The sequence below is a fragment of the Actinoplanes sp. NPDC051859 genome, assembly GCF_044452725.1.
Taxonomy (GTDB): domain Bacteria; phylum Actinomycetota; class Actinomycetes; order Mycobacteriales; family Micromonosporaceae; genus Actinoplanes.
Genome location: NZ_JBITBX010000005.1, coordinates 442,164 through 463,804, shown reverse-complemented (window position 1 = coordinate 463,804; position 21,641 = coordinate 442,164). Strand labels below are relative to the sequence as shown.

Sequence of the window (21,641 nt, the reverse complement as noted above, 5' to 3'; positions counted from 1 at the left end):
GCAGCCTGCGGCCCGACCGCTGCGACGACGTCGTCACACAAAGTCGCCACTCGGGCGGAGAGGGGTCCCACGGTCACGACTCGTCAGCCGAGCACACATTCGGCGAGAATGTGCAGACCGCGGCCGTCGACGCTGACAAAGCGAGTGACCTTCCCCTCCCGGGCAGGCCCGCTCGCCCGCCGCAGCACACACTACGGACACGGGAACACGCGCGGATCCCGAGTTCGTGCCAACGACTGGCAGCCGACCGGCGCGGCGGAGGAGGAGGTGCGGGTGGCACCGCAGGACCTGGCCGGCCTCGCCGCCGCGCACCTGCGCCGACCCGGCCTCGTCGTGCTCACCGGCGCGCCCGGAGCAGGCCGCAGCACCCTGCTGACGCGAATCGCCGCCGCCGCACCCGGGCCCGTCCACGCCGGCGGAGGCCTCGCCGCCCTCGCCGCCATGCCCGCCCTCGCCCTCTCCCGCGCGGTCAAGGCCCGCCTGCCCGCCCACGACATCCCGCTGCTCGCCGAAGCGGTCCGCTCCCGCGTGCGCACCGGCCTGCTCGTCCTCGACGACCTGCAGCACGCCGACCCGGCCACCCTCGCCGCCCTGCCGCTGCTCGCCACCCGGATCCGGGTCGTCGCCGCCCTGCGCACCCCACACCGCATCCCCGCCGCCACCGAATCCGCCCTCCGCGCCGCCGCCACCGCCTGGCTGCACCTGACCCCCCTCAGCCCGCACGACGCCGCCGACCTGGCCCGCCGTACCGCCCGGCACCTCACCGACGAGGCCGTCAGCGCGGTTGTCGCCCGCGCCGGAGGAAACCCGCTGGCCGTCACCGCCCTCGCCCGCCACGCCGCCGCCGGCCGCGGCACCCCCGGACCCGGCATCGACCACGTCGCATACGCCCTCGCCGCTGCCCTCGCTGATCTGCCCCGGCCTGCCCGTACCGCCCTGGCCGCCCTCGGCCTGCTCGGCCGCCCCGCACCCGCCGACCTGCTCGGCGCCGGCGCGAGCGCCCTGCGCGACGCCGGCCTGATCGACGACACCGACGGCGCTGTCGCGCCAGTGTCCGTCTACCTGGCGGAAACCGCTGCCGGGCTGCTCGACGCCGACGCGCGCACCGAACTGCACCGAGCCCTCGCCAGCGCCCTGCCCGACGCCGAAGCCGCCCGGCACCTCGCCGCCGCCGGCGACCACGCCCAGGCCTACCGCCGAGCCCTCACCGCCGCCGACCGCGCCGCCGGCAACGACCGCGCCGACCTGCTCCAATTCGCCTGCAACCTGCCCGGCACCGCCACCGCCCGAGTCCGCGTTGCCGCCGCCGACGCCCTGCTCGCCGCCGGCCGCCCCCACGCCGCCGCGCAGATCCTCACCACCGCCGCCCCGCTCGGCGTCGAAGCTGACGTCCTGCGCGGCGAAGCCCTGCTGCAAGCCGGCGACCCGTACGCCGCCCGCAGCGCCGTCACCGCCATACCCGACGCGGCCGCCGCCCCCGTCGTCGCCGCCCGCGACCGGATCCTGCTCCTCACCGACCTCGCCACCGACCCCCGCGCCGCCCGCGACACCGCCGACAAGATCACCGCCCGCTACCCGACACCCCCACCCGGCGTCGCCGCCGCCCTCGCCGCCGTCCACGCCGCCCACCGCACCCCCGGCTGGGAACAACGACTCGCCGCAGCCGCCACCGCCGCCACCGACCCCCTCACCGCCCGCTGGAGCGCCTGGCTGCTCGTCGAACACCTCCTCGCCGACGGCCGCCTCCCCGACGCCGCCCACGCTGCCCGCACCGCCGCCACCACCTGCGGCGCCGACCTCGCCTACAGCTGGCAGACCCGGTTCCTCGCCGCCGCCGGCTGGGCCGACGTCCTCCACGGCCACACACCACCCGGCACCGACACCATCGCCGACAACGTCGTGCACCACAGCACCGACCTCACCGACCGGGCACTGCCAGCCGACGCCCGCGCGTACGCCACCGCCGCGACCGCCCTCGTCGAAGCCGACAGCGGCCTACTCGCCGCCGCCCGCGCCCGCCTCGCCACCCCCGACGGCCACCCCGCCACCGCCTGGGTAGCCCGCGAAGCCGCCTGGCTCGACGGGCAACCCGACCGCGCCGGCGGGGGAGAACCCGCCCCGGCGGGCGGACTCCTCGCCGGCCTGCACCACATCACCGCCCGCTGGGCCGCCTACGACACCGGCGCCGGGTGGCACGGCGACACCCCCACCGGTATGCCCGCCGCCGCCCACCACACCCTCACCGCCTGGGCCACCGGCACCGGCTTCACCGCCGCCGCCCACACCTGGACCAGCACCGTCCACCGCGAACAAATCCGCTGCCTCATCGCCGCCGGCCTCCACGACACCGACCCCCACCAAGCCGTCGACGCCCTCCTGCACGCCGAACGCCTCGCCGACGCAGCCGGCCTCGTCGTCCTCGCCGGCCGAGCCCGCCGCGGCCTGCGCCGCCACCACGTGGCCCGCGACAACCGCAGCCCCCGCTCCGGCACCGCCCTCACCGGCCGCGAAATGGAAGTCCTGCACCTCGTCGCCGCCGGCGAACCCACCCGCCGCATCGCCGGACAACTCGGCATCTCCGCCGAAACCGTCGACACCCACATCCGCGCCGGCATGCGCAAACTCGGCGCCCGCACCCGCACCGAAGCAGCCGCCCGCGCCCTCACCCGCCCCACCCCCGCCGACCGCTTCGACCAGCCCGCTGACCGCTTCGACCATGAGGATGGCCGGTGAGCCGACAGCCCGAAGCCCCCCGCCACGTCGTCGCCACCACCGCCGACGCCGACACCGTCCTGCGCCGCCTGCACCGCGACGGCTGGACCGTCCGCGAGGGATACGCCCTCCCCGGCTCCGCCTGGGACGTCACCGCCGACAACCTCGTCCTCCACGGCCGCATCGCCGACCCCGACACCCTGCGCCTGGCCTTGCTCGCCGCCGCCCGCGGCGCCGGCATCGTCGCCGTCTGCGACACCGACAGCCCCCTCGGCCACGCCCTCGTCGACGACCTCAGCCGCCTCGGCACCGTCCACCTCGGCGCCACCCCCGCACCCGACGACCCCGGCGCCGCCCTCGCCGAACTCGTCCCCGAACAGCGCGCCCTGCTCGACCGGCTCGCCGCCGGCGACACCATCGCCGCAGCCGCCGCCGCCGAATTCCTCTCCCTGCGTACGGCCAACCGCCGCATCGCCGAAGCCCGCGCCCTGTTCGGCGTACGCACCACCCGCGAAGCCGTCCTCGCCTACCTGCGCCAACGCCACTCCACCGAATGACGCAGCAACCCCCGCAGTCCTCGCCATCCGGCCAGGTCCAGCAGCCATATCGTCAGTCGAGCCATGCCGGTCACCCCTGCGCCCACTGCGTCCATCGCACATCGGACACCAGCAGCAGGTGCAGCAACCCAGGTCGGTTCCGGAAGGCTCGGCTGACGGCGGTCGTGTCATCGCAGACGGTCGAGCTCCCCGCTGGGAACCGCCACGTTTCGCATCTCGCCCAGTGGCCGGCCGCCCTCACGAACCCGCTGGAGCAGGACGCTGTCCATGATGTCGGCGACCCGCTCCAGCAGCCCGCTACCCAGCACACAGATGGTTGACTCCCACGGATGCCCGAAAGTGCCGTAGCTGAAGTCCTCAGCCAGATGAATGTTGTAATCACCGTCCGGCATCATGCTCCGCGGCCACCTAGGCGCCAGTTCAGCCGTCATCAGGTGCGGCCTGATCCGGTAACAGGCGTGTTGCCAGTCCAGGACCAGCAACGTGCCATCAGCCGGAGTGCACGCCCACAGCCCGGCGTTGAGGGCCTCCACCATTGCATCCAGGGCCAGATATTCCGGGTCGTCATCGAGCGCATCCAGGCTCCAGGTGACCGAATCCACCGGCTCTGCGATGGCGGCCCGGGGCCTCATACTCGGCCGGAAAGAAAAATGCTGCCTGAAGCGGTCCCACACCCGTGTGTACTCGGGCCCTTCCAGCTCTTCCACCGGCAGCAGGCTCACCGGCACCGTCCCTCCCTCATCAGCACCACGTGCCGATCATGACTGGCCCACACGTTCGGCCACGCGCCAAAGCTCACTGGCAGCCATACGCCCGGATCCGATGCGCCGCCTCGATCCGATCGCCACAGACAGACAGTTCCGGACGGGTGTGCTTGAAAGGGAGCCCGAATCGGTCATTGACCGGGGGAGTCAGGCTGAACCAGCCGGGGAGAAGCCCCCGAGCGACCACGCCGGGCCCGCGCCAAATCCACCGGACGAGTCGCATCCACGAAATGCGGCACCTCCGGCTCGTCCGGCCGTAACGGCGCCAACGTGTCCGCGATCGCCTGCACGATCCGGTCCGTCGCCCGCATCGCCTGCGCCCCCGCCGAACCCGTCAACCCCGACAAATCAACCGGCTCACCGAACCGCACCAACACCACCGGCCGCCGCCACATAGCCCGCAACACCGCCCGCACAAGATCCTTCGGCGCCGAATACGGCAACACCGCATGCGAACCCCACTGCGCCACCGGCACCACCGGCGCCCCCGACAACGCCGCCATCCGCGCCACACCCGTCTTACCGCGCTCCGGCCACATCCACGGATCCAACCCGATCCGACCTTCCGGGTACACCAACACCACCGACCTGGCCCGCAACGCATCCGCCGCATTCGGCAACGCGTCAGCGACTTGCGCAGTATGCCGATCCACCCGCACATGCCCGGACGCCCGCATCACCCACCCGGCAATCGGCGCATCAAACAACCCACCCGTCGCCATAAACCGCGGCGCCAGCCCGGCAATGCTGCACGCCGCCGTCATGATCACCGGATCCACCGGGCTCACATGATTCGCCGCCACAATCAGCGGACCCCGCCGCAACTCCGCCGGCACCTGCCCAGAAACCCGCAACCGGCAAATCAACGGCACCACCACCCGCGAGAGCCGCAAAAGCCCTCGCCACACCACCGGCACCCGCCACGACGCATCCATCAGTCCGACATGATCGCACGACCCGCCACTCGCTCGCCCACCCTCCAACCCGCGCCCACACCGGGGGGCCGCGACCCTGCCGACCAGCACCGCTGCAACCGCCAGGCACCGGCCCACACCTCGCCTCCGCCGGCGCAGGGCACCCTCCCGCACACCCCGGCACCGCGCAGAAACACGACGAACTCGCGACCATCAGGCAATGGGGGACGAACGCGCCGGCTATGTGCGCGGGAATCGTGCTGACAGCTGCGTCCAACTCAACCCGTCAGCCCGTCTCAGTCAACTCCCGCAAACGCGCCTCCACCTCCGCCAACTCAGCCCGCAACCGCTCCGCCTGCTGCTGCGCCGACGCCCGCTCCGCCGCCACGATCTGCTCCACCGCTTCCTGCACCCCAGGCACATCCACCAACGCCACCATCCGCATCGCCTCCGCAGGCCGCACCACATAAGGCTTCGCCAACGACTTCGACCCCTGCTGCGCCGCCACCGTCCACTCACCCTCGGCATACGCCAACGTGACCGTCAAACCCGGCACCGGCCTAGGCCTAGCCGAACGGACAGCAGCCTTCCGCGGAGCCGGCGCCGCAGAGCCCTGCACCGCAGGAACAGAAGAATCTGCAGCCGGCTGAGCAGCCACAGCGGGGGAGACCCTGCTCCGAGCAGCCGGCACCGGCTTATCCATCACAAACTCCGGCTCCGGCCGTGCCACCACCGGCGCGGGAACAACCTTGCGCCCCGTCGCACCCTTCGGCGCCACCAACAAATCCCCCGGCGCAAACGGCAACTCGTCACGGCCAAACCGCACCACCACCCACTCGTCCGACTCCGCCGGATCCGTCAGCGCCACCACCTGACCCAACTGGCCCGCAATCTGACCCGCCGACTCGGTAAACACCACCTTCGGTTTCCGCCCAGCCGCCAGCGCATCCCGCATCACCTGCACCTGCTCGGAACTCAACCCCCGCACCTCGGCCTGCGCCACCATCGCCACCCTCATCCGTACGTGTGTTCCAACGGGTCAGTTCTACCAGCACCCACCGACACCAACGGCAGGGGAGCAGCTGACCCGCCGCCGCGCTAGACAAGTGCTCGAGGGAGGGGCACCAAGAAGTGACCCACCACCGACTCGTACGCATCCTGCGCTCCGTCTCGAAGGACCCAATAGACGGATACCTCATAGGGCGCGGACACAAATGGCTCCTCGTTCACGCCGTCGACGACGCGGGCTCCCTCGACGGATACACACTCATCCGCAATGACCACCTAGCCGAAGTCAGCGACCGCGGCAGCACCGGCCAATTCGTTCGGCGCCACCTCGAGCTACACCACCAATGGCCGCCAACGGGACCCAGCTTCCCCGTGGACCTCGACCGGACAAGAGCCCTAGCGGCCGCCCTGACGCAACAAGGCCTGGCCGTAGGAGTTCACATCGAAAAGGAAGACCCCGACGTCATATTCGTAGGCGTTCCCTTCCGGCACAAACGCAAGACACTGGGCCTACACGAGATCGACTCGGCAGGGGAGTGGCGCGCGGAAGACTCACGATGGCAACACCGACGGTTGACCCGGATTGACTTCAGCTCCCGCTACCTGATCCACCTGCTTGAGGTGGCGCGGCACTATCAAGCACCGGCACCGAACACGGGGCCGTGAGCACTCAGGGTGCCAAAGTCGCCGTGTCGCGCGACGAAGGAGGCACGACCGCGCGGTCGGCAAATGTCCGTGGGAAATGGGCCAGGTCTCGGCCCGATGCGCATCCCGCGCGAGCCAACGTCGGATCGTCCACCACGACACCAGCAGGGACCAGGGGCTAGCGCGTGACCGGCGGCTCGGCAGGGTCATCGCACCGCAGGGGAAGCCCTGCCAGCAACCAAGTCACTTGGTCGATAATTGACATTATGTCAACTTGAACGCGGAAAGGAGCGGTTCGAGTCAATCCTGAGCACTGTCCTTCGGAGATCTCCGCCGCGACGGTGTCGCAACCTAAGCCAGCGGTTTGGCTGCGGCGGGCACTGGCTGTTGCCCCGGACTCAAGACGTGCCCAGGCCGCCGACACGCGATGCCCGGGACGCCGCCTTCGGCCACACAGCATCCCCGTCGGCTGGCATCTGGCGTCCGCGGCGCGCCTCAAGGGCGCCTATTCCGCTACGCCCACGTGCAGAAAGCCGACCGCCAGCTATCCCATCAGACGGGACTTTCCTGCATAATATTCCTTATGCAGGACGAACAAGACATTTCAGCAGAAAGCCTCATCGAAGAGTTCCTCGCCGCCCGCGCCGTGCGGAAGCCCTCCGAGCACACCCTCCTCGCCTACCGCCGCGACCTGCACGCCGTCATACGCCTGATCGGTGAAGACGTCACGTTGCGTGACCTCTCCCCCCGTACGCTGCGCGCGGCTTTTGGGGCTTTCGCCGCGGGCCGCTCCCCCGCCTCGGTGTATCGCGCCTGGTCGAGTTGGAACTCGTTCTTCGGGTTCCTGGTGGTGGATGGCGTGGTGGCGGGCAATCCGATGCTGGCTGTGGGTAAGCCGCGGATGTCAGTGCCGTCCCCTAAGCCGTTGCGCGGTGAGGACACTCCGGAGCAGTTGTTGACGGCGGTGAATCAGGCGGATGAGCGGCAGCGGGATCCGTGGCCGGAGCGCGATGTGGCGGTGCTGGCGCTGGCTTTGTGTGCGGGTTTGCGGTTGTCGGAGCTGTTGGCGTTGCGGGCGGGGTCGTTTGTGGGGCGTCCGGGTGAGCGGCGGGTGGAGGTGGCGGGTAAGGGTGGTCGGCCGCGGGCGGTGCCGGTGGAGCCGGAGTTGGATGCGGTGGTGGGGCGCTATGTGGAGAGTCGGCGTGTGCGGTTCGGGCGGGTAGGGCCGGACGATGCGCTGTTGGTGGATCGTCAGGGCGCGCCGTTGAAGCGGGGTGGGTTGCAGTATCTGGTGCAGTCGTGTTTTCGGCGGGCGGGGGTGTCGGATCGGGTGCCGCGGGGTGCGCAGTTGCATGCGTTGCGGCATACGTTTGCGACGCGGTTGGCGGAGGACGGGGCGAACGCGTCGGAGATCATGCGGTTGTTGGGGCATGCGTCGTTGACGACGTCGCAGGGGTATATCGAGGTGACGGCGGCGCAGCAGCGGGCGGCGGTGCGGGCAAATAGAACGAATCGGGCGCTGGGTCGGCTGTGAGAGCCGAGCCAGCGCCCGTTTCGGTACTGACGCCTCAGGCGAGGGTGAGGGTGACGTCGACGTTGCCGCGGATGGCGTTGCTGTAGGGGCAGACCTGGTGGGCGGTGTCGAGGAGTTGGCGGGCGGTGGTTTCGTCGAGGCCGGGGAGTTCGGCTTCGATGGCGATGGTGAGGGCGAAGCCGCCGTTGCCGTTGGGGCCGATGCCGGCGTCGACGGTGATGGCGGTGTCGGTGAGGGTGATGTTTTGCTTGCTGGCGACGAGTTTGAGGGCGCCGTGGAAGCAGGCGGCGTAGCCGGCGGCGAAGAGTTGTTCGGGGTTGGTGAGGGCGCCGCCGGGGCCGCCGAGTTCCTTGGGGACGGCGAGGTCGTGGTTGAGGACGCCGTCGCTGCTGCGGGTGTGGCCGCCGCGGCCGTCTCCGGTGGCGGTGGCGGAGGCGGTGTAGAGGGTGTTCATTGGGGGGTCTCCTTGGTGGTGCGGATGCGGTTGAGGAGGTGGTGCAGGGTGGTGAGTTCGTCGTCGGTGAGGTCGAGGGTGCAGGCGAGGCGTTGGGGCAGGTCGGCGAGTCGGTCGCGGAGGGTGTTACCGGCGGCGGTGGGGCTGATCCAGACGGTGCGTTCGTCGTGGGTGCCGCGTTCGCGGTGGATGAGTCCTTGGGTTTCGAGGCGTTTGAGCAGGGGTGAGAGGGTGCCGCTGTCGAGGCGGAGTGCGGTGCCGAGGTCGCGGAGGGTGAGGCGTTCGCGGTGCCAGATGACGCGCAGGGCGGCGTATTGGGGGTAGGTGATGCCGTGGGTGTCGAGCGCCGGCCGGTAGAGGCTGGTCATGGCGCGGGAGGCGGCGTAGAGCTCGAAGCAGATCATCTGTTCGAGGCCGGTGCTCGGTGGCATGCACAGAACGGTAGTACGCGATTTAGTTGTGCACAACCTAATGGAGGGTGTGGGTGATCACTTTCGTCAGGCTGCCGGTGGCGGCAATGCGGGCGTTGATCTCGGGTGATCGGGCCGCGGCGAGCGTGGTGGCGGGCGTGCCGTTGTCGCCGTGGGTCGCCGAAGAGAAGTGGCTGTGGGAGATCCGGGTCGCGGACATTGAGCGGGATCCGGGCGCGGCAGAGTGGGTGGCGCGGCTGGCCGTGGTCGACGGTCAGGTGGTGGGGCATGGGGGCTTCCACGGGCCACCGGACGCGGACGGGCGGGTGGAGGTCGGTTACTCGGTCGATCCGGCGTACCGGAGGAAGGGTTTTGCGCGGGCGATGCTCGCGGAGCTGATCGCGCGGGCGGAGGGTGACCCGCGGGTCAAGGTCGTGCGGGCGAGCATCCGGCCGGCCAATGTGGCGTCGTTGGCGACGATCGCTGGGTTTGGGTTTGTGCAGGTGGGCGAGCAGTGGGACACCGAAGACGGCCTGGAGACGCTTTATGAGCGGGCGGTGTGAGCGGCGGGATCAAGGTGGACGACGAGCGGCCGGTGGTCGGAGATAGCGGCGGCCGGGGTGCGGATCTGCACGACGGGGCCGAGCCGGGCGGCGCCGCGGGGGTCGGCGAGGATGTGGTCGAGTTGGGCGCGCGGGTCCGGGCTGGGATAGGTGGGTTTGCGGCCGAGGCTGCGCCAGCCGGTGAAGGCGCGGACGGGTCCGGCGGGCATGTTGAGGTCGCCGAGCAGGATGCGCGGGGCGGGTAGGGCGCGCAGGGCACGGACGGCGGCGCGCAGTTGGCGGATGTTCCAGCCGGGCACGAAGGATAGGTGGGTGCAGGCGACGGTCATCGGTCCGGTGGGTGCGTCGATGACGGCGGCGATGAGGACGCGGGGTTCGTCTTTGAGCAGCAGCAGGCCACCGTCGGGGCCGGGCGCCCAGACGGGTGAGCGTACGGGGGCGCCGGGCAGCTGGGTGATCTGCCAGCGGGCGACCGGGTAGCGGCTGATCAGGGCGATGCCGTAGAGGGGGTGGACGTTGTCGGCTTCGGAGCGCCACGGCTGCCAGGTCTCCCCCGGTGTGCCGACGACGGCGGCGGCGAAGCGGTGGGCGGGGGCGCCGAGGGCGTCGGCGGCGATGGCGGTGAGGTCGAGGTGGCCGCTGCGGGGCTGGGCGCGGTCGACCTCTTGCAGGCCGAGGATGTCGGCGTCGAGGTCGGCGACTGATTCGGCGACGCGGTCGGCGTGTACTTTGCCGTCGGTGAGGGACCTGCCGTGCAGCAGGTTGAAGGTGGCGAGGCGCACGGCTCAAGAGTACGGAGGCTTGTGGTGGTGAAGGCGGTGTGTTGCGCGGCGTCGGTGTTTGTGCTGCTGGGGATGGTCGGGATCTGGTTGCGCCGCCGCCGGGGCTGATCCTGTTCCAGAATGGGCGGATGAGCGACGAGGATCTGATCGCCCGGTTGGAGGAGCAGGAGGAACGCCTGGTCTTTGGGCGTTTCGACAATGCGGATGCGTGGCATCTGGGCAGCCTGTTGGTGGATGTAGCTACCGGCCGGGATTTGCCGGTGGCTATCGATATCCGGCGGGGGCCTCAGCAGTTGTTTCATGCGGCGCTGCCGGGCAGTACGGCGGACAACGACCATTGGATTGTCCGCAAGGTGCGGGTGGTGGAGCGGTTCGCGGCGTCGTCGTACCTGGTGGGTCGGCGGTTGGCGGCGAAGGGCGACGCGTTGGACGCGAAGTTCGGCGTGGATCCTCGGGACTTCGCGGCGCACGGTGGGGCTTTTCCCGTACGCGTGGAGGGTGTGGGGGTGGTGGGCGTGGTGACGGTTTCGGGGTTGCCGCAGGCCGACGACCACGCCTTGGTGGTGGAAGCAATCGAGAGTTACTTGGCGGACTGAAGCGCGGCTTCGACGTCGGCTTTGGTGCTGCCGAGGCCGCCGAGAATGCCGCCGCCGTCGGCTTCTTCGAGCAGGGCGAGCAGCAGGTGGCCGGTGCCGACGTTGTCGTCGCCGAGGCGCAGGGCTTCGCGGAAGGTCAGTTCGAGGACCTTGCGGCTGCGGGCGTCGAACGGGATGAGGGTGGGCAGTTCCCCGCCGGGCGCCTCGGGTAGGTCGGCGTGGGCGGCGGCGCGGACCGCGGCGAAGTCGCCCAGGCAGGTGTGGGCCCAGGCTTCGGGAACGTCGAGCAGGCCGAGCAGCAGGTGGGCGGGGTGGATGTCGGGGTGGCCGGTGGCGCGGGCGGCGGTCATGGCGCCGACGACGGTGCTGCGGGCGTGTTCGGTGAAGCGGCTGAAGCCTTGGGACGGGTCGAGGTCGGGTTTGGGCACGAAGCGTTTCTGGGCGGCTTGTTTGCTGACGCCCATGCTGCGGCCGATGTCGGTCCAGGAGGCGCCGGAGCGGCGGGCCTGGTCGACGAAGTGGCCGATGAGGTGGTCGGCGAGTTCGCCGAGGTGGTCGGCGAGCAGCACGGCGTCGGAGAGTCGTTCGAGGGGTTCTTCGGGTCGGTTGGCGGTGATGGCGTGGATGAGGTCGTCGAGCCGGACGGGCGGCGAAAGCTGGGTCATGTCGTCAACTTTAGGTTGACGATCCGACGGTCGTCAACCACTGGTTGACGTCTAGAGTTCTGGTCATGATCACCCTGCGGCGCTGGCACGCGCGTGACACCGATGCTCTCCTCGCCGTCGCGGACGACGCGGAACTGCGCCGCTGGACGTCGCTGCGGGTCACCGACTCCGACGAGGCCGCCGCCTGGCTGCAGGCCCAGCACGACGCGTGGGAAGCCGGCACCCGCTACGCCTTCGCTGTCGAAACCGACGAATCTTCGCTGCTCGGGCACGTCGTCCTCAAGGATCCGCACGGCGAGGCCGAGGTCGGCTACTGGACGGCCGCCGCCGCCCGCGGACACGGCGTTGCCCCCGCCGCGGTGCGCGAACTGACCGGCTGGGCGTTCACCGAATTCCCGAACCTGCCGCGGCTGCGGCTACTGCATCAGGTCGGCAACACCGGGTCGTGCCGGGTCGCGCTCAAAGCCGGCTACGGGTACGCGCGGACGCTGCCGCCGCTGGCCCCGTACACCGGGGAGGGGCACCTGCACCTCCGCGAGCGTTGAGGTTTTCTTGAGTTACGGGGAACACGGCCGATGAGCAGAGCCGTGAATCTCAAGCCGGCACTCGCCGTGGTCACTGCCGCTGTCGTGGCCGCGACAGGGCTGCCCACCGGAGCTTCGGCGGCGCCGACGTACTCTGCCGCCGACGTCACCGTCACCCGCGACAGCGACCTCCACGTCGTTCCCGGCGAGTTCGGCCACATCGGCTTCACGCTGCAGCCGCCCAAGGCTGCCAAGCACGGCCGGCTGGGCTTCTCCCTGCCCTTGACCGGACTCCCCCAGGGCTTCCAGATCCTGAGCATGAAACACGGCCTGACCGAGGACTGCGAGGTCGACCAGGTCGCCCTGCGGGCGCGGTGCACGAACGTGGAGGTCTTCGAAACCGGTCTGGGGATCGTGACGCTGACGGTGTCCGTCGCGGCGCAGGCGCCCCGGGACCTGGACTGGGTCGACGTGCCGGTCACCATCAGCACGGCCACCGGTTCGGCCGTGTCGGTCCAGGACTTCGCCTCGACCCGACCCTGCGACGACCCGCCCGTCCCGCCCGGCCCCCGCGCGCCGAACAAGGCCGTCCTCACGCTGGAGCCGGGCCGCAGCGACCACTACAGCCGGGCCAGCGGCCGGCGGCTGCCGATCTGCGCCAGCCTGGCCGGCCCGGCCCCGGGCGCGAAGGCGACCGTCGAGTTCCAGCCCGTCGGGTCGAGCACCTGGACCGAGCTCCGTGTCGTGACCAGCGACGAGTACTACTCCTACTTCTGCACCGAACTCCGTCAGCGGATCAACGGCAAGGCCCGGATCCGGTTCGACGGTGACGCCGACTATCCGGCCGCCAGCCTGGAGAAGGCGTTGCCGGTCGTCGCTGCCGGGCTGACCGGCTGGGCCCCGTCAGGGACCTCGCGGCTGGGGCAGACCATCACCATGACCCCGACCGTCGTCCCGTCGCCGCGCAAGGTGCTGCTGCAGTGGCGTACGACCGCGCAGTCGAAGTGGAAGACCGCGCAGACGGTGACGTCCTCAGCGAACGGTCGCATCACGCTGAAGTTCAAGCCGCCCGCGAAGGGCAAGTACTGGCTGCGCGCCTACCCGCTCGGCGACGCGAAGGCGGGAGCGGCCGACACGTACGTCCGCGCCCAGCAGGTCAACTAGCGGGCGGCCTCGCGCCGGCCGCGTTTACCCAGCGGCGTCAGTGACAGATCCACCGTCTGGCTCGTCAGGTTCCTGAAGTCGTAGCCCCGTGAGCCCAGCCACTGCTGCGCGGCAGCTTCCGCGCGGGCCGTCACCGCCGGGATGTCGCTCTCCTGCTCCACCGTCGCGGCATACCGGAACGTGAAGAACGGCCGGGCCGCGATGTCGTAGGTCATCGTCCCGTCGGCGGTGAACGCCGCGTACGCCACATCGTGCGCGGCGGCGTCGGCAAGGAGTGCATCGCGTTGTTCCGGGGTCAGGGCGTGGAACGCGCCGCGTACGGTGACTCGGATGGTGCGTGCTGGCATGGATCCGACCGTAGTGGCGCACGCCGCCCACCCACCACCGAATTCGCGGTCCCTCGTTGGTATCGCGACGCCTCACGGTGCGAAGGAGAGAGCATGCAGACAGCGGCCGTAGTCGAGGGCCTCGGGGCGGTGCTGCCCGCCCGTATGGTGCCCAACACGGAGCTGGAAGCGGAGCTCGGCGTCACCGACGAGTGGATCCGGCGGCGGACCGGCATCGCCCGGCGCCACGTCGTCGAGCCCGGCACGACCACCGCCGACCTGGCCAGCACGGCCGCCCGCAACGCGCTGAAGTCGGCGGGTACCGACACCGTCGACGCGGTGGTGGTGGCCACCACCACCCCGGACCGGCTCAGCCCGGCCACTGCCCCCGAGGTGGCGTGGCGCTGTGGCGTGGCACCCGCGGCGGCGTTCGACCTGGCCGCCGTATGCAGTGGGTTCGTGTACGGCCTGGCGACCTGCGCCGGGCTGATCACGGCGGGCATCGCGCAGCGGGTGCTGCTGGTCGGCGCGGAGACCAACTCGTACTTTCTGCGCCGTACCCCGGCCGACCGTGGCCCGGCGATCCTGTTCGGTGACGGGGCGGGCGCGGTGGTGTTACGCGCCGGAGCCGCGGACGAGCCGGGCGCTGTCGGCCCGTTCGACCTGGGCAGCGACGGCGGCGCCGCCGACCTGATCCGGATCGAGGCCGGCGGCAGCCGGCAGCGGGCCCGCAGCGCGGCGGGCTGCCGACCGGCCGAAGGCGATCCGTACGACGACCTGTACTGGGCGGTGTCCGGGCAGGAGGTGTATCGGCGCGCCGTGGAGCAGATGACCCGGTCGTCGCAGCGGGTGCTCGCGGCCGCCGGCGTTGCCGTCGCCGACGTGGACCGGTTCGTCGCGCACCAGGCCAACCAGCGGATCCTGGACCGGGTCGCCGAGGAGGTGGGCGTGGTGGAGGACCGGCGGCTCGGCAACGTGGCCAGGGTCGGCAACACCGGTGCCGCGTCGATTCCGCTGGCGCTGGCCGACGCGGTCCGCGACGGCGGCCTCGCCGCGGGACACCGGTTGCTGATGACGTCCTTCGGCGGCGGTCTCACCTGGGGGTCCACCCTGCTGACCTGGCCCGGCGTGGAAGCGATCCTGACCGAGCAGTGAGTCAGCGCGGCTGCGGGTGGTCGCCGCCCGCGCCGAACGCGGTCAGGAACCGGTCCCGGAAGGTGTCCATCCGCCACACGGGCGCCTGCGGGTCCGGCTTCAGCCCGTCGGTCCAACCCCAGTCGGCGACCCGGTCCAGCACCGTGCGGTCGCGGGCCACGATCGTGATCGGCACGTCGTAGCTGGCGGTGTCGCCGACCACGATCGGGGCGGCCTGGTGGTCGCCCAGCATGACGAGCACCAGGTCGTCGTTGCCGTACTCGCGCACCCAGGAGATCAGGCTGCCGACCGAATACGTGACCGCCTGCGTATAGCCGGCACGGACCTTGGCCGGGTTTTTCCACACCTTCGCCGCGGACGGGCCCGCCCGGTGTTGGGCCGCGAACAGCGACCCGTCGCCGAGCTCGTCCCAGCCGACCAACGACGGGACCGGCGCCCACGGGGTGTGACTGGACACCAGGGTGATCTCGGCCAGCAGCGGACCGCGGCCCGGCCGCAGGTACTCCCGGTCGGTGAACGTCTTCAGGGTGAACTGGTCCGGCACCGGCGCCCAGCCGAACGCCGGACCGGCGTAGCCCAGCGTGCGCGAGTCGTAGAGCTTTTCGAAGCCGTAGAAATTCGCCTCCGGCCATGCGAACGTGATGCCCGGTTCCACCCCGACCGTCGACCAGGCCCCGGTCTTGCGGAACGCGCCGGTCAACGTGAGCCGGTCGGTGGCGACCAGCGACCGGTAGCGCTGCTCGTTGTCGACCCACACCCCGGAATGCAGCGTCGAGTGCGCCAGCCAGCTTCCGCCGCTGGTGGTCGGCGAGGTGAGGAACCCGCTGCGGGACGCGTACCCGGCGTCGGCAAGTTGGGCCGTGCCGGCCGCCAACACCTCGTTGACCTGCTGGTTGAGCCGCGGATCTTCGAGGGCTGACCGGCCGTAACTCTCCACGAACGCGAAGATGACGTCCTTGCCGCGCAGCGCGGTCAGCAGCGACGCCGGCGGCGCGTCTCTGAACGCGTCCGCGGCCGCCTCCGACGTGAACTCACGTCGGTCGTGTGCCGCCGCCGGAACCCGCAGCACCTGATCGCGGGCCAACACGGCGGCGCTGTCCGACGCCACGGCGACGCCCGGCACCAGTGACACCCCGAACACTGCCAGCGCCAGCCATGCCACCGCGGCGACACCCACCCCGGCGCGGGCCCGGCGGTCATGCCGGGCCGCGACCGCGGCCAACCGCCGCACCGCATACACCATGGACACGGGTACGCCCGCAGCCAGCAGAACCGCCCCCACGGCCGCGCCGATGGCGCCCGCCGTCCCGAACGAGTCCCGCACGAACCGGTACGCGTCGGCGAACAGCGGCCAGTCCAGCAGCGGATCGAACGGGCGCGCCCACACCGCCAGGAACCCCACGTCGATGATCTTCACCACGGTGAGCAGCCCGAGCACCCCACCCAAGGCGACAGCCGCCGCGTTGCGCATCCGCGCCGGCAGCACCAGCAGGATCGCCGCGGCCAGCAGCGCCTCCACCGGCAGCCGCAGCAGCGCAACCCACGGCGAGGCACCCGCGGGCAGCTGAGCGATCTGCTCCGGCACCACCAGGGCGAGGTACACGAGAAGCGCCGCGAGGGCAGTGACAGCCCCCGCGGCGACACGACGCGGACGAGACAACCGGGTGATCCTTAACGCTGGCGGGCGAGAACGAACCTCCACCCAGAGTAAGCGCCCTTCGGTGCGGGTGGCTCAGCCCACCGTCAGCGTCTTCTTCGCCACCTCGTACGCGGGCAGCACGTTGTCGTACTCGTCGGCTCCGAACGGCGACAACTTCACGACGACCATGCCCTTCGGCGTGGACACGGCGAACGCCGAGTACTTGCTCAGGTGGTCCAGTGCCTTGTTGTTCGCCTCCCACGTCACCTCGGCGGCAGGCTGCCCGGCGATCGTGACGTCCGAGTACTGAATCTTCGTGACCTCGTAGTTGCCTTTCTTGCGGGCCTCCGGTGCCTCCGCCTCGACGAAAGCCTCCACGCTCGCCCGCGGGCTACCGGTCGGCGTCTTCGCGGCGTAGACCCGCAGGAACGCGACCTCCCCGGCCGGCTTGCCGTCGATCTCACACACCCCGGTGAACGGCCCGTTGCTGGCCAGGCTGCCCAACGCGTCGACCGTGGCGGCGTCGACCGCCTTCGGCTTCCACAGCGCCACCAGGTCGAACGACACCGGCAGCGGGCAGGCGCTGTCCGCGGTCCCGACCCGGACGGTCGGCGTGCCCGGCCCCACCGTCGGTGTGAGGGCGTTCGCACAAACCTTCTCGAGATCGCTGGTCGCCTTCTCGAACGCCGGGGTCTCCATGTCGGTGGGGTCCTTGGCCTTCGACAACTGCTCGGCGGCCGCCGCCTGCTGCTCCACGGCGGTCCGCAGGCCAGCGTCGGTGAAGCCGGCGGCCTGCGAACGTGCGGTGGCGGCGTACCCGGCCAACGCCTTGCGCAGGCCGGCGTAGTCATCCTTCGCCCCGGCCGCCATCTGCGTGATCATGTCTTTGATCAGGGTCCGGACCGATTCGGCCGCGGCCTGGCAGTCCTTGGTCAGCCCGGTGGCGACGGCCGGCACCGCGGCAGAGGCTGGCGCAGCCGGCGCTGTTTCATCGGTGGATTGACATGCGGTCAGGGAAAGGATCGACACAGCGGTAGCCGCCGCCACGATTGCTCGCCCCCGGACAAGATTCATGGTGATCGTCACGGGGTCCGGAGCTTAGACGCGTCCCGGCTGGGAAGCAGGAGCGGGGTGGCGAGCAGCACGATCCCGGCCGCGGCGATCGCGGTCCGCAAGCTGGTGACGGTGGCCAGCACACCCCAGACGGCAGTCAGGGCGGCGATCGTCGCGCTGCTGGTGACCGACCACGCGGCCAGGGTGCGCGCCACCCGGTCGCTGGCGGTCTGCTCGAGCCGGTAGGTGGCAAACACCGGGTTGAACACCCCCATGCAGGCCACGAGGCCGAACTGGACGGCCACGACCAGGACCAGCCCGCCGGTGCCCGCGCCGATGAACGCAAGCCCGAGCGGCCAGCAGGCACGCAGCGTCCCCGCAACGCGCAACACCCGGTGCTGGCCGTACCGCTCGACCAGCGGGCCGGCCAGTCGGGCGCCGAGCAGTCCGCCGAGGCAGGGAGCGCCGAACGCGAGGCCGTACTGCCAGGGCGGATAGCCGAGCCGGTCCAGCATGAGCACGGCCAGCAGCGGTGCACTCGCCATGATCAGGCCGTTCACGAGGACTGTGTTGGCGAACAGCGGGCGCAGCGTCGGATGGCGCAGGAGATAACGCCAACCGTCCAGCAGGTCGCGGGCTTGCCAGCGGGGACTGTCCGGTCGGACAGGCCGCCTTTCGTCGCCACCGATCGCGCGCAGACCCGCAGCCGACAGGATGAAGCTGAGCGCGTCCGCCGTCACCGCTGTCACGGGCCCGAACACGCTCAGCGCGGCGTTGCCGAGCGGCGGCCCGACCACGGTGGCGGTCCAGGTGGTCGCTTCGAAGCGCGCATTCGCGGCCAGCAGCTCAGTCCGCGGCACCAGACCTTTCAGGTACGCCCCACTGGCGGCCTTGAACGCGATGTCAGCGGCAGCCGTGCCCACCGACACGACCACCAGCTGGGCGAAGGTGAGCCAGCCCAACGCGTACGCGATCGGGATGCTGAGCAGGGCGGCGCACCGCAGCAGATCCATCGTCATCATGACCGGCCGTTTGCGGCGGAACTCCACCCACGGCCCGAGCGGCACCGCGACCAGGGCACCGACCGCAAGTCCCGCCGCCGACAGCAGCGACACCTGCGCCGGCCCGGCGTCCAGCACCAGGATCGCGAGCACGCCGAGCGCGCCGAAGCCGAGCCACGTGCCGGCCGTACTGACCGTGTACGCCGCCCACAGCCACCGGAACTGCCGACTCACCCGGCAGATCCAAGCAGAGACCAGCCGCCGGTACGCCCTAGGACACGGCGTCCTTGACGAACACCACACCGTCGGCCTGGCCCAGGTATGCCGGGTCCAGCGGGGCGTAGCCGAACCACGGCGATTCGCGGGCCACCAAGGCGGCGCCGGCAAGCTCAGCAACAGCCGCCAGGCACCGCTGCGCTGGTCGGGCGTACAGAACACCTTCAAGAGTGTCCGGCGGCGGGACGTCCACGCCGCGGTGCGTGATCGTGCCGACTGCGGTGGCGAGGAACGCGTAGTCGGCGCCGAGCTCCGTGCTGAGGTGCGCACCCGCGCTCCACCACTGCACCGGTTGCCCGCCCATCCGCATCGAGCTTTGGTGCCGCTGAAGGTGACTGTTGTGGGCGTACACCAGGATCGGTTCCCGCTCGGCGAGCGCCCGCAGATGAGCCGCCATCATGGCGTCGCGGACAGCGAGCAAACGGCCCATCCGACCAGGCGACGAGTCGGCCATCCAGTGGTGGTAGCGCAACAACCCCGTCGCGGTCCGCGCGTACAGTCGCGCTCTTTCCCAGTCCTGCGCGGTCGACGTCGCGATCAGCCGAGGGCGCTGTTCATCGAGCAACGCAGCCAGGTCATCAGCCAACAGCCGCAGCTGCACCGCGTCGCCGGTGCGGCCGACCGACTTCGCCGGATCCCCCATCGCAGCCGGATCCGGCCACCGCTCATCGGCGCCGATGAGCTGGTCCAGCACGTGCACCGAGCAGGGCACCTCAACCCGATCTTTCAGGTACGCGTGCAGCGCCGTGAGCGCCTGCCGGGGACTGGCCGCGCCGGAAATCTCCAACGGCCCGTCGAACCCGGCGAAGCGCACCTGGTCGGCGGCGGCCCGGCCCTCGTTGTGGCCGCGCATCCAGCGCACGAGCTCCCGGTTGCCGGCAAAGGCACCCCACTCGTGGCTGAACCCGCGCGCCACGACATCATCCAGCTCGCCCACGCCCGCGGTGACGTAGTCGTCCACGATCAGGCCCGCTAGGCAGTCACTCTCGACCGCAATCGTGCGGTAGAGCCCCAGCTCCACGAACTGCCGAAACATCTCGTTGCGCAAGTCGAGCAGCGTCTCCTCGCCATGAGTGGGCTCACCCAGCGCCAACACCCGCGGCGTGCGTTCCAGCAAAGTCACGACATCCCTGGCCCCAACAGTCATGCCCTCAACGCTATCGTTGAACCAACGGTTGAGACTTCCTTCGACGTTTGCCGGGAAAAGCATGCCAAACCCTCAAAGCACGGTACGGCTGAGGCCGATCGACCTGGCCCGGGAACACGGCCTGTCCACCCAGGCGGTCCGCAACTACGAGGCGGACGGCATCCTCCCGGCGGCGCACCGCACCCCACACGGCTACCGCACCTACACGCCGCGGCACGCGCAGGCATTGCGCGCCTTCCTCGCCCTCCTGCCAGGACACGGCCACCCGACCGCCACCTCGATCATGCAGGCGGTGCACCGAGCCGACATCGCCGCGGCGCTGCACTTCATCGACGAAAGCCACGCCCAGCTGCTGGACGACCGGCGCACCCTGCGGGCCGTCGAAGCCGCCCTCACCGACCTCGCTCCGGCAGGCCCCACCCGCGGCGACACCTTCGTCGGCCCGCTGGCGCGACGCCTCGGCATCCGCCCCGCCACCCTGCGCACATGGGAAACCGCCGGCGTGCTCCGCCCGACCCGCGACCCGCACACCGGCTACCGCGTCTACACCGAGGCCGACATCCGCGACGCGCTCCTCACCCACCAACTCCGCCGCGGCGGCTACCTCCTCGACCAGATCGCACCCCTGATCGCCCAGGTCCGTACGGCCGGCGGCGTCGCACCCCTCGAAGCCACCCTGCACGACTGGCACACCCGCCTCACCACCCGAAGCCGCGCCCTGCTCACCGGCGCCGCCGCCCTACACACCTACCTCGACCAGTACTCCTATGTGGGTGGCTCTGCTCGCTGACCGGACAGCCGGCCCGGCATCAGCCGGTACCCTCAGCGGGTGCCATGTGGCCGAAACATCCCGTTCGCCCGCGTCGCGCCGATCCTGCTGAGCGTCGTCGCGGGGTGCGTCGCCGTCGCGGTGCTGACCGCGTCCACCGATGCGCTGCCGAGACAGACGTCCGCGCCCGTGCCGACCCAGACCGCCGTACCGTCCGCCACGGCGAAGGCTCGCCCGGTGGTGCCGGCCCCTGCTGACCTGCAAGTCATCGACTATTGGACGCCCGTGCGGGGCCTGCCCGCCGACCCGACACCGACGTCCACCATGCCGCTTCCCGACGGCCTGCACCCCACCCGACGGGTCGCCGTATACGACGCGCCCGGCGGGCAACCCCGCGCCTTCCTGCCGCCATCGATCAGCGCCATGCCGGTCACGGTGCCGATCGTGCAACGACAGCCGGGCTGGGTGGCCGTGCTCCTGCCATCGGTCAACCGGACGATCGGGTGGCTGCCCGAGCACAGCGGATGGCAGGCCACACCGCTACGGGACCAGCTCGTGCTGCGGCGGCGTACCCACGAACTGACCTGGCTGCGCGACGGCCTCCCCCACGCCACGTGGACGGTAGCCACCGGCGCGCCGGCGACGCCCACCCCACGCGGCCGCACCTTCGTGCTCGGCCGTACCCAAACGGCCGGTGCCGTCTACGCCGGCCTGGACGCGCTGGTGCTGGGCTCGGTCCCCGACGACCCCGACTCGGTGCCGAAATCCCTGCGTGGCGGCCACACCGCCTTCCACAGCTGGCACCGCAACGCCGCATTCGGCCACAGCATCTCCAACGGCTGCATCCGGGTGCCCCGGGCCGGTCAACGGGCGCTGCTGAACACCATCACACCCGGGACCGCCGTCATCGTCCTCAACTGACAGAGCGCTCCGGGAGCGGTCCCGCACGCAACGGTGAACGACTCGCCCAGTGCGGGCCACGT

General features: G+C 70.9%; 22 protein-coding genes. 10 read left to right on the top strand and 12 right to left on the bottom strand.

The window, feature by feature from the left end; genetic code table 11:
- The first annotated feature begins 273 nt into the window (after positions 1 to 273).
- Both ACIA1L_RS16170 and ACIA1L_RS16165 read left to right on the top strand, forming a co-directional pair.
- On the top strand, positions 274 to 2,733 hold the full coding sequence (locus ACIA1L_RS16170) for a LuxR C-terminal-related transcriptional regulator (RefSeq protein WP_396073483.1): 2,460 nt from the start codon (positions 274 to 276) through the stop codon (positions 2,731 to 2,733).
- Entirely contained in the window at positions 2,730 to 3,269 is a 540-nt protein-coding gene (locus ACIA1L_RS16165; protein WP_396073482.1) for a LuxR family transcriptional regulator, read from the top strand. The genes ACIA1L_RS16170 and ACIA1L_RS16165 overlap by 4 nt, the downstream gene beginning before the upstream one ends.
- A gap of 167 nt (positions 3,270 to 3,436) precedes the next feature.
- Here the strand turns inward: ACIA1L_RS16165 and ACIA1L_RS16160 are convergent, their stop codons facing one another.
- From ACIA1L_RS16160 to ACIA1L_RS16150, 3 genes are all read right to left on the bottom strand, one after another.
- A complete protein-coding gene (locus ACIA1L_RS16160) occupies positions 3,437 to 3,997 on the bottom strand; it encodes a DUF2716 domain-containing protein (RefSeq protein WP_396073481.1) in 561 nt (186 codons plus the stop codon).
- 167 nt (positions 3,998 to 4,164) lie between these two features.
- The gene (locus ACIA1L_RS16155) at positions 4,165 to 4,968 is read right to left on the bottom strand and encodes a lysophospholipid acyltransferase family protein (RefSeq protein ID WP_396073480.1); all 804 of its coding nucleotides are present in this window, start codon (positions 4,966 to 4,968) and stop codon (positions 4,165 to 4,167) included.
- A gap of 265 nt (positions 4,969 to 5,233) precedes the next feature.
- Positions 5,234 to 5,965, bottom strand: a complete 732-nt coding sequence (locus ACIA1L_RS16150) for a hypothetical protein (protein ID WP_396073479.1) — start codon at positions 5,963 to 5,965, stop codon at positions 5,234 to 5,236.
- Between the two features lie 1,218 nt (positions 5,966 to 7,183).
- Here ACIA1L_RS16150 and ACIA1L_RS16145 point away from each other — a divergent pair.
- On the top strand, positions 7,184 to 8,134 hold the full coding sequence (locus ACIA1L_RS16145; protein ID WP_396073478.1) for a tyrosine-type recombinase/integrase: 951 nt from the start codon (positions 7,184 to 7,186) through the stop codon (positions 8,132 to 8,134).
- Positions 8,135 to 8,168: 34 nt separating this feature from the next.
- Here ACIA1L_RS16145 and ACIA1L_RS16140 read toward each other — a convergent pair whose 3' ends face one another.
- Positions 8,169 to 8,588, bottom strand: coding sequence for an organic hydroperoxide resistance protein (locus ACIA1L_RS16140; RefSeq protein WP_396073477.1), 420 nt, complete (start codon positions 8,586 to 8,588; stop codon positions 8,169 to 8,171).
- Positions 8,585 to 9,019 (bottom strand): MarR family winged helix-turn-helix transcriptional regulator, encoded by a 435-nt coding sequence (locus tag ACIA1L_RS16135; protein ID WP_396073476.1) that lies wholly within the window; start codon positions 9,017 to 9,019, stop codon positions 8,585 to 8,587. The genes ACIA1L_RS16140 and ACIA1L_RS16135 overlap by 4 nt, the downstream gene beginning before the upstream one ends.
- 53 nt (positions 9,020 to 9,072) lie before the next feature.
- On the opposite strand from ACIA1L_RS16135, the gene ACIA1L_RS16130 reads away from it, so the two are divergent.
- Positions 9,073 to 9,561: a GNAT family N-acetyltransferase gene (locus ACIA1L_RS16130; protein ID WP_396073475.1), complete on the top strand. Its 489-nt coding sequence runs from the start codon at positions 9,073 to 9,075 to the stop codon at positions 9,559 to 9,561.
- On the opposite strand, the gene ACIA1L_RS16125 is transcribed toward ACIA1L_RS16130, so the two are convergent.
- Entirely contained in the window at positions 9,543 to 10,343 is an 801-nt protein-coding gene (locus tag ACIA1L_RS16125; RefSeq protein WP_396073474.1) for an endonuclease/exonuclease/phosphatase family protein, read from the bottom strand. The two genes, ACIA1L_RS16130 and ACIA1L_RS16125, sit on opposite strands and share 19 nt — an antisense overlap.
- A gap of 128 nt (positions 10,344 to 10,471) precedes the next feature.
- Here ACIA1L_RS16125 and ACIA1L_RS16120 point away from each other — a divergent pair, with 128 nt between their 5' ends.
- Positions 10,472 to 10,939, top strand: a complete 468-nt coding sequence (locus ACIA1L_RS16120) for a heme-degrading domain-containing protein (RefSeq protein WP_396073473.1) — start codon at positions 10,472 to 10,474, stop codon at positions 10,937 to 10,939.
- On the opposite strand, the gene ACIA1L_RS16115 is transcribed toward ACIA1L_RS16120, so the two are convergent.
- Complete coding sequence (locus ACIA1L_RS16115; RefSeq protein WP_396073472.1) at positions 10,924 to 11,604, bottom strand: Clp protease N-terminal domain-containing protein; 681 nt, start codon at positions 11,602 to 11,604, stop codon at positions 10,924 to 10,926. The genes ACIA1L_RS16120 and ACIA1L_RS16115 overlap by 16 nt on opposite strands.
- Before the next feature lie 65 nt (positions 11,605 to 11,669).
- On the opposite strand from ACIA1L_RS16115, the gene ACIA1L_RS16110 reads away from it, so the two are divergent.
- Together ACIA1L_RS16110 and ACIA1L_RS16105 are read left to right on the top strand one after the other, a co-directional pair.
- Positions 11,670 to 12,149: a GNAT family N-acetyltransferase gene (locus ACIA1L_RS16110; protein ID WP_396073471.1), complete on the top strand. Its 480-nt coding sequence runs from the start codon at positions 11,670 to 11,672 to the stop codon at positions 12,147 to 12,149.
- Between the two features lie 30 nt (positions 12,150 to 12,179).
- A complete protein-coding gene (locus tag ACIA1L_RS16105; RefSeq protein ID WP_396073470.1) occupies positions 12,180 to 13,292 on the top strand; it encodes a hypothetical protein in 1,113 nt (370 codons plus the stop codon).
- Here ACIA1L_RS16105 and ACIA1L_RS16100 read toward each other — a convergent pair.
- Positions 13,289 to 13,639, bottom strand: coding sequence for a DUF6204 family protein (locus ACIA1L_RS16100; RefSeq protein WP_396073469.1), 351 nt, complete (start codon positions 13,637 to 13,639; stop codon positions 13,289 to 13,291). The genes ACIA1L_RS16105 and ACIA1L_RS16100 overlap by 4 nt on opposite strands.
- A 93-nt stretch (positions 13,640 to 13,732) precedes the next feature.
- Here ACIA1L_RS16100 and ACIA1L_RS16095 point away from each other — a divergent pair, with 93 nt between their 5' ends.
- A complete protein-coding gene (locus ACIA1L_RS16095; RefSeq protein ID WP_396073468.1) occupies positions 13,733 to 14,773 on the top strand; it encodes a beta-ketoacyl-ACP synthase 3 in 1,041 nt (346 codons plus the stop codon).
- Between the two features lies 1 nt (position 14,774).
- Here ACIA1L_RS16095 and ACIA1L_RS16090 read toward each other — a convergent pair whose 3' ends face one another.
- From ACIA1L_RS16090 to ACIA1L_RS16075, 4 genes are all read right to left on the bottom strand, one after another.
- Positions 14,775 to 16,433 carry a sulfatase gene (locus tag ACIA1L_RS16090; protein ID WP_396073467.1) on the bottom strand — a complete coding sequence of 553 codons (1,659 nt, stop codon included), beginning with the start codon at positions 16,431 to 16,433 and terminating at the stop codon, positions 14,775 to 14,777.
- 72 nt (positions 16,434 to 16,505) lie between these two features.
- Positions 16,506 to 17,369, bottom strand: a complete 864-nt coding sequence (locus ACIA1L_RS16085; protein WP_396073466.1) for a lipoprotein — start codon at positions 17,367 to 17,369, stop codon at positions 16,506 to 16,508.
- Between the two features lie 125 nt (positions 17,370 to 17,494).
- Positions 17,495 to 18,700: an MFS transporter gene (locus ACIA1L_RS16080; RefSeq protein ID WP_396073465.1), complete on the bottom strand. Its 1,206-nt coding sequence runs from the start codon at positions 18,698 to 18,700 to the stop codon at positions 17,495 to 17,497.
- Between the two features lie 37 nt (positions 18,701 to 18,737).
- A complete protein-coding gene (locus tag ACIA1L_RS16075) occupies positions 18,738 to 19,889 on the bottom strand; it encodes an erythromycin esterase family protein (RefSeq protein ID WP_396073464.1) in 1,152 nt (383 codons plus the stop codon).
- A gap of 61 nt (positions 19,890 to 19,950) precedes the next feature.
- Between ACIA1L_RS16075 and ACIA1L_RS16070 the strand changes: the two genes are divergently transcribed.
- Both ACIA1L_RS16070 and ACIA1L_RS16065 read left to right on the top strand, forming a co-directional pair.
- Positions 19,951 to 20,679 carry a TioE family transcriptional regulator gene (locus ACIA1L_RS16070; RefSeq protein WP_396073463.1) on the top strand — a complete coding sequence of 243 codons (729 nt, stop codon included), beginning with the start codon at positions 19,951 to 19,953 and terminating at the stop codon, positions 20,677 to 20,679.
- A gap of 39 nt (positions 20,680 to 20,718) precedes the next feature.
- The gene (locus ACIA1L_RS16065) at positions 20,719 to 21,579 is read left to right on the top strand and encodes a L,D-transpeptidase (protein WP_396073462.1); all 861 of its coding nucleotides are present in this window, start codon (positions 20,719 to 20,721) and stop codon (positions 21,577 to 21,579) included.
- The last annotated feature ends 62 nt before the right edge of the window (positions 21,580 to 21,641 follow it).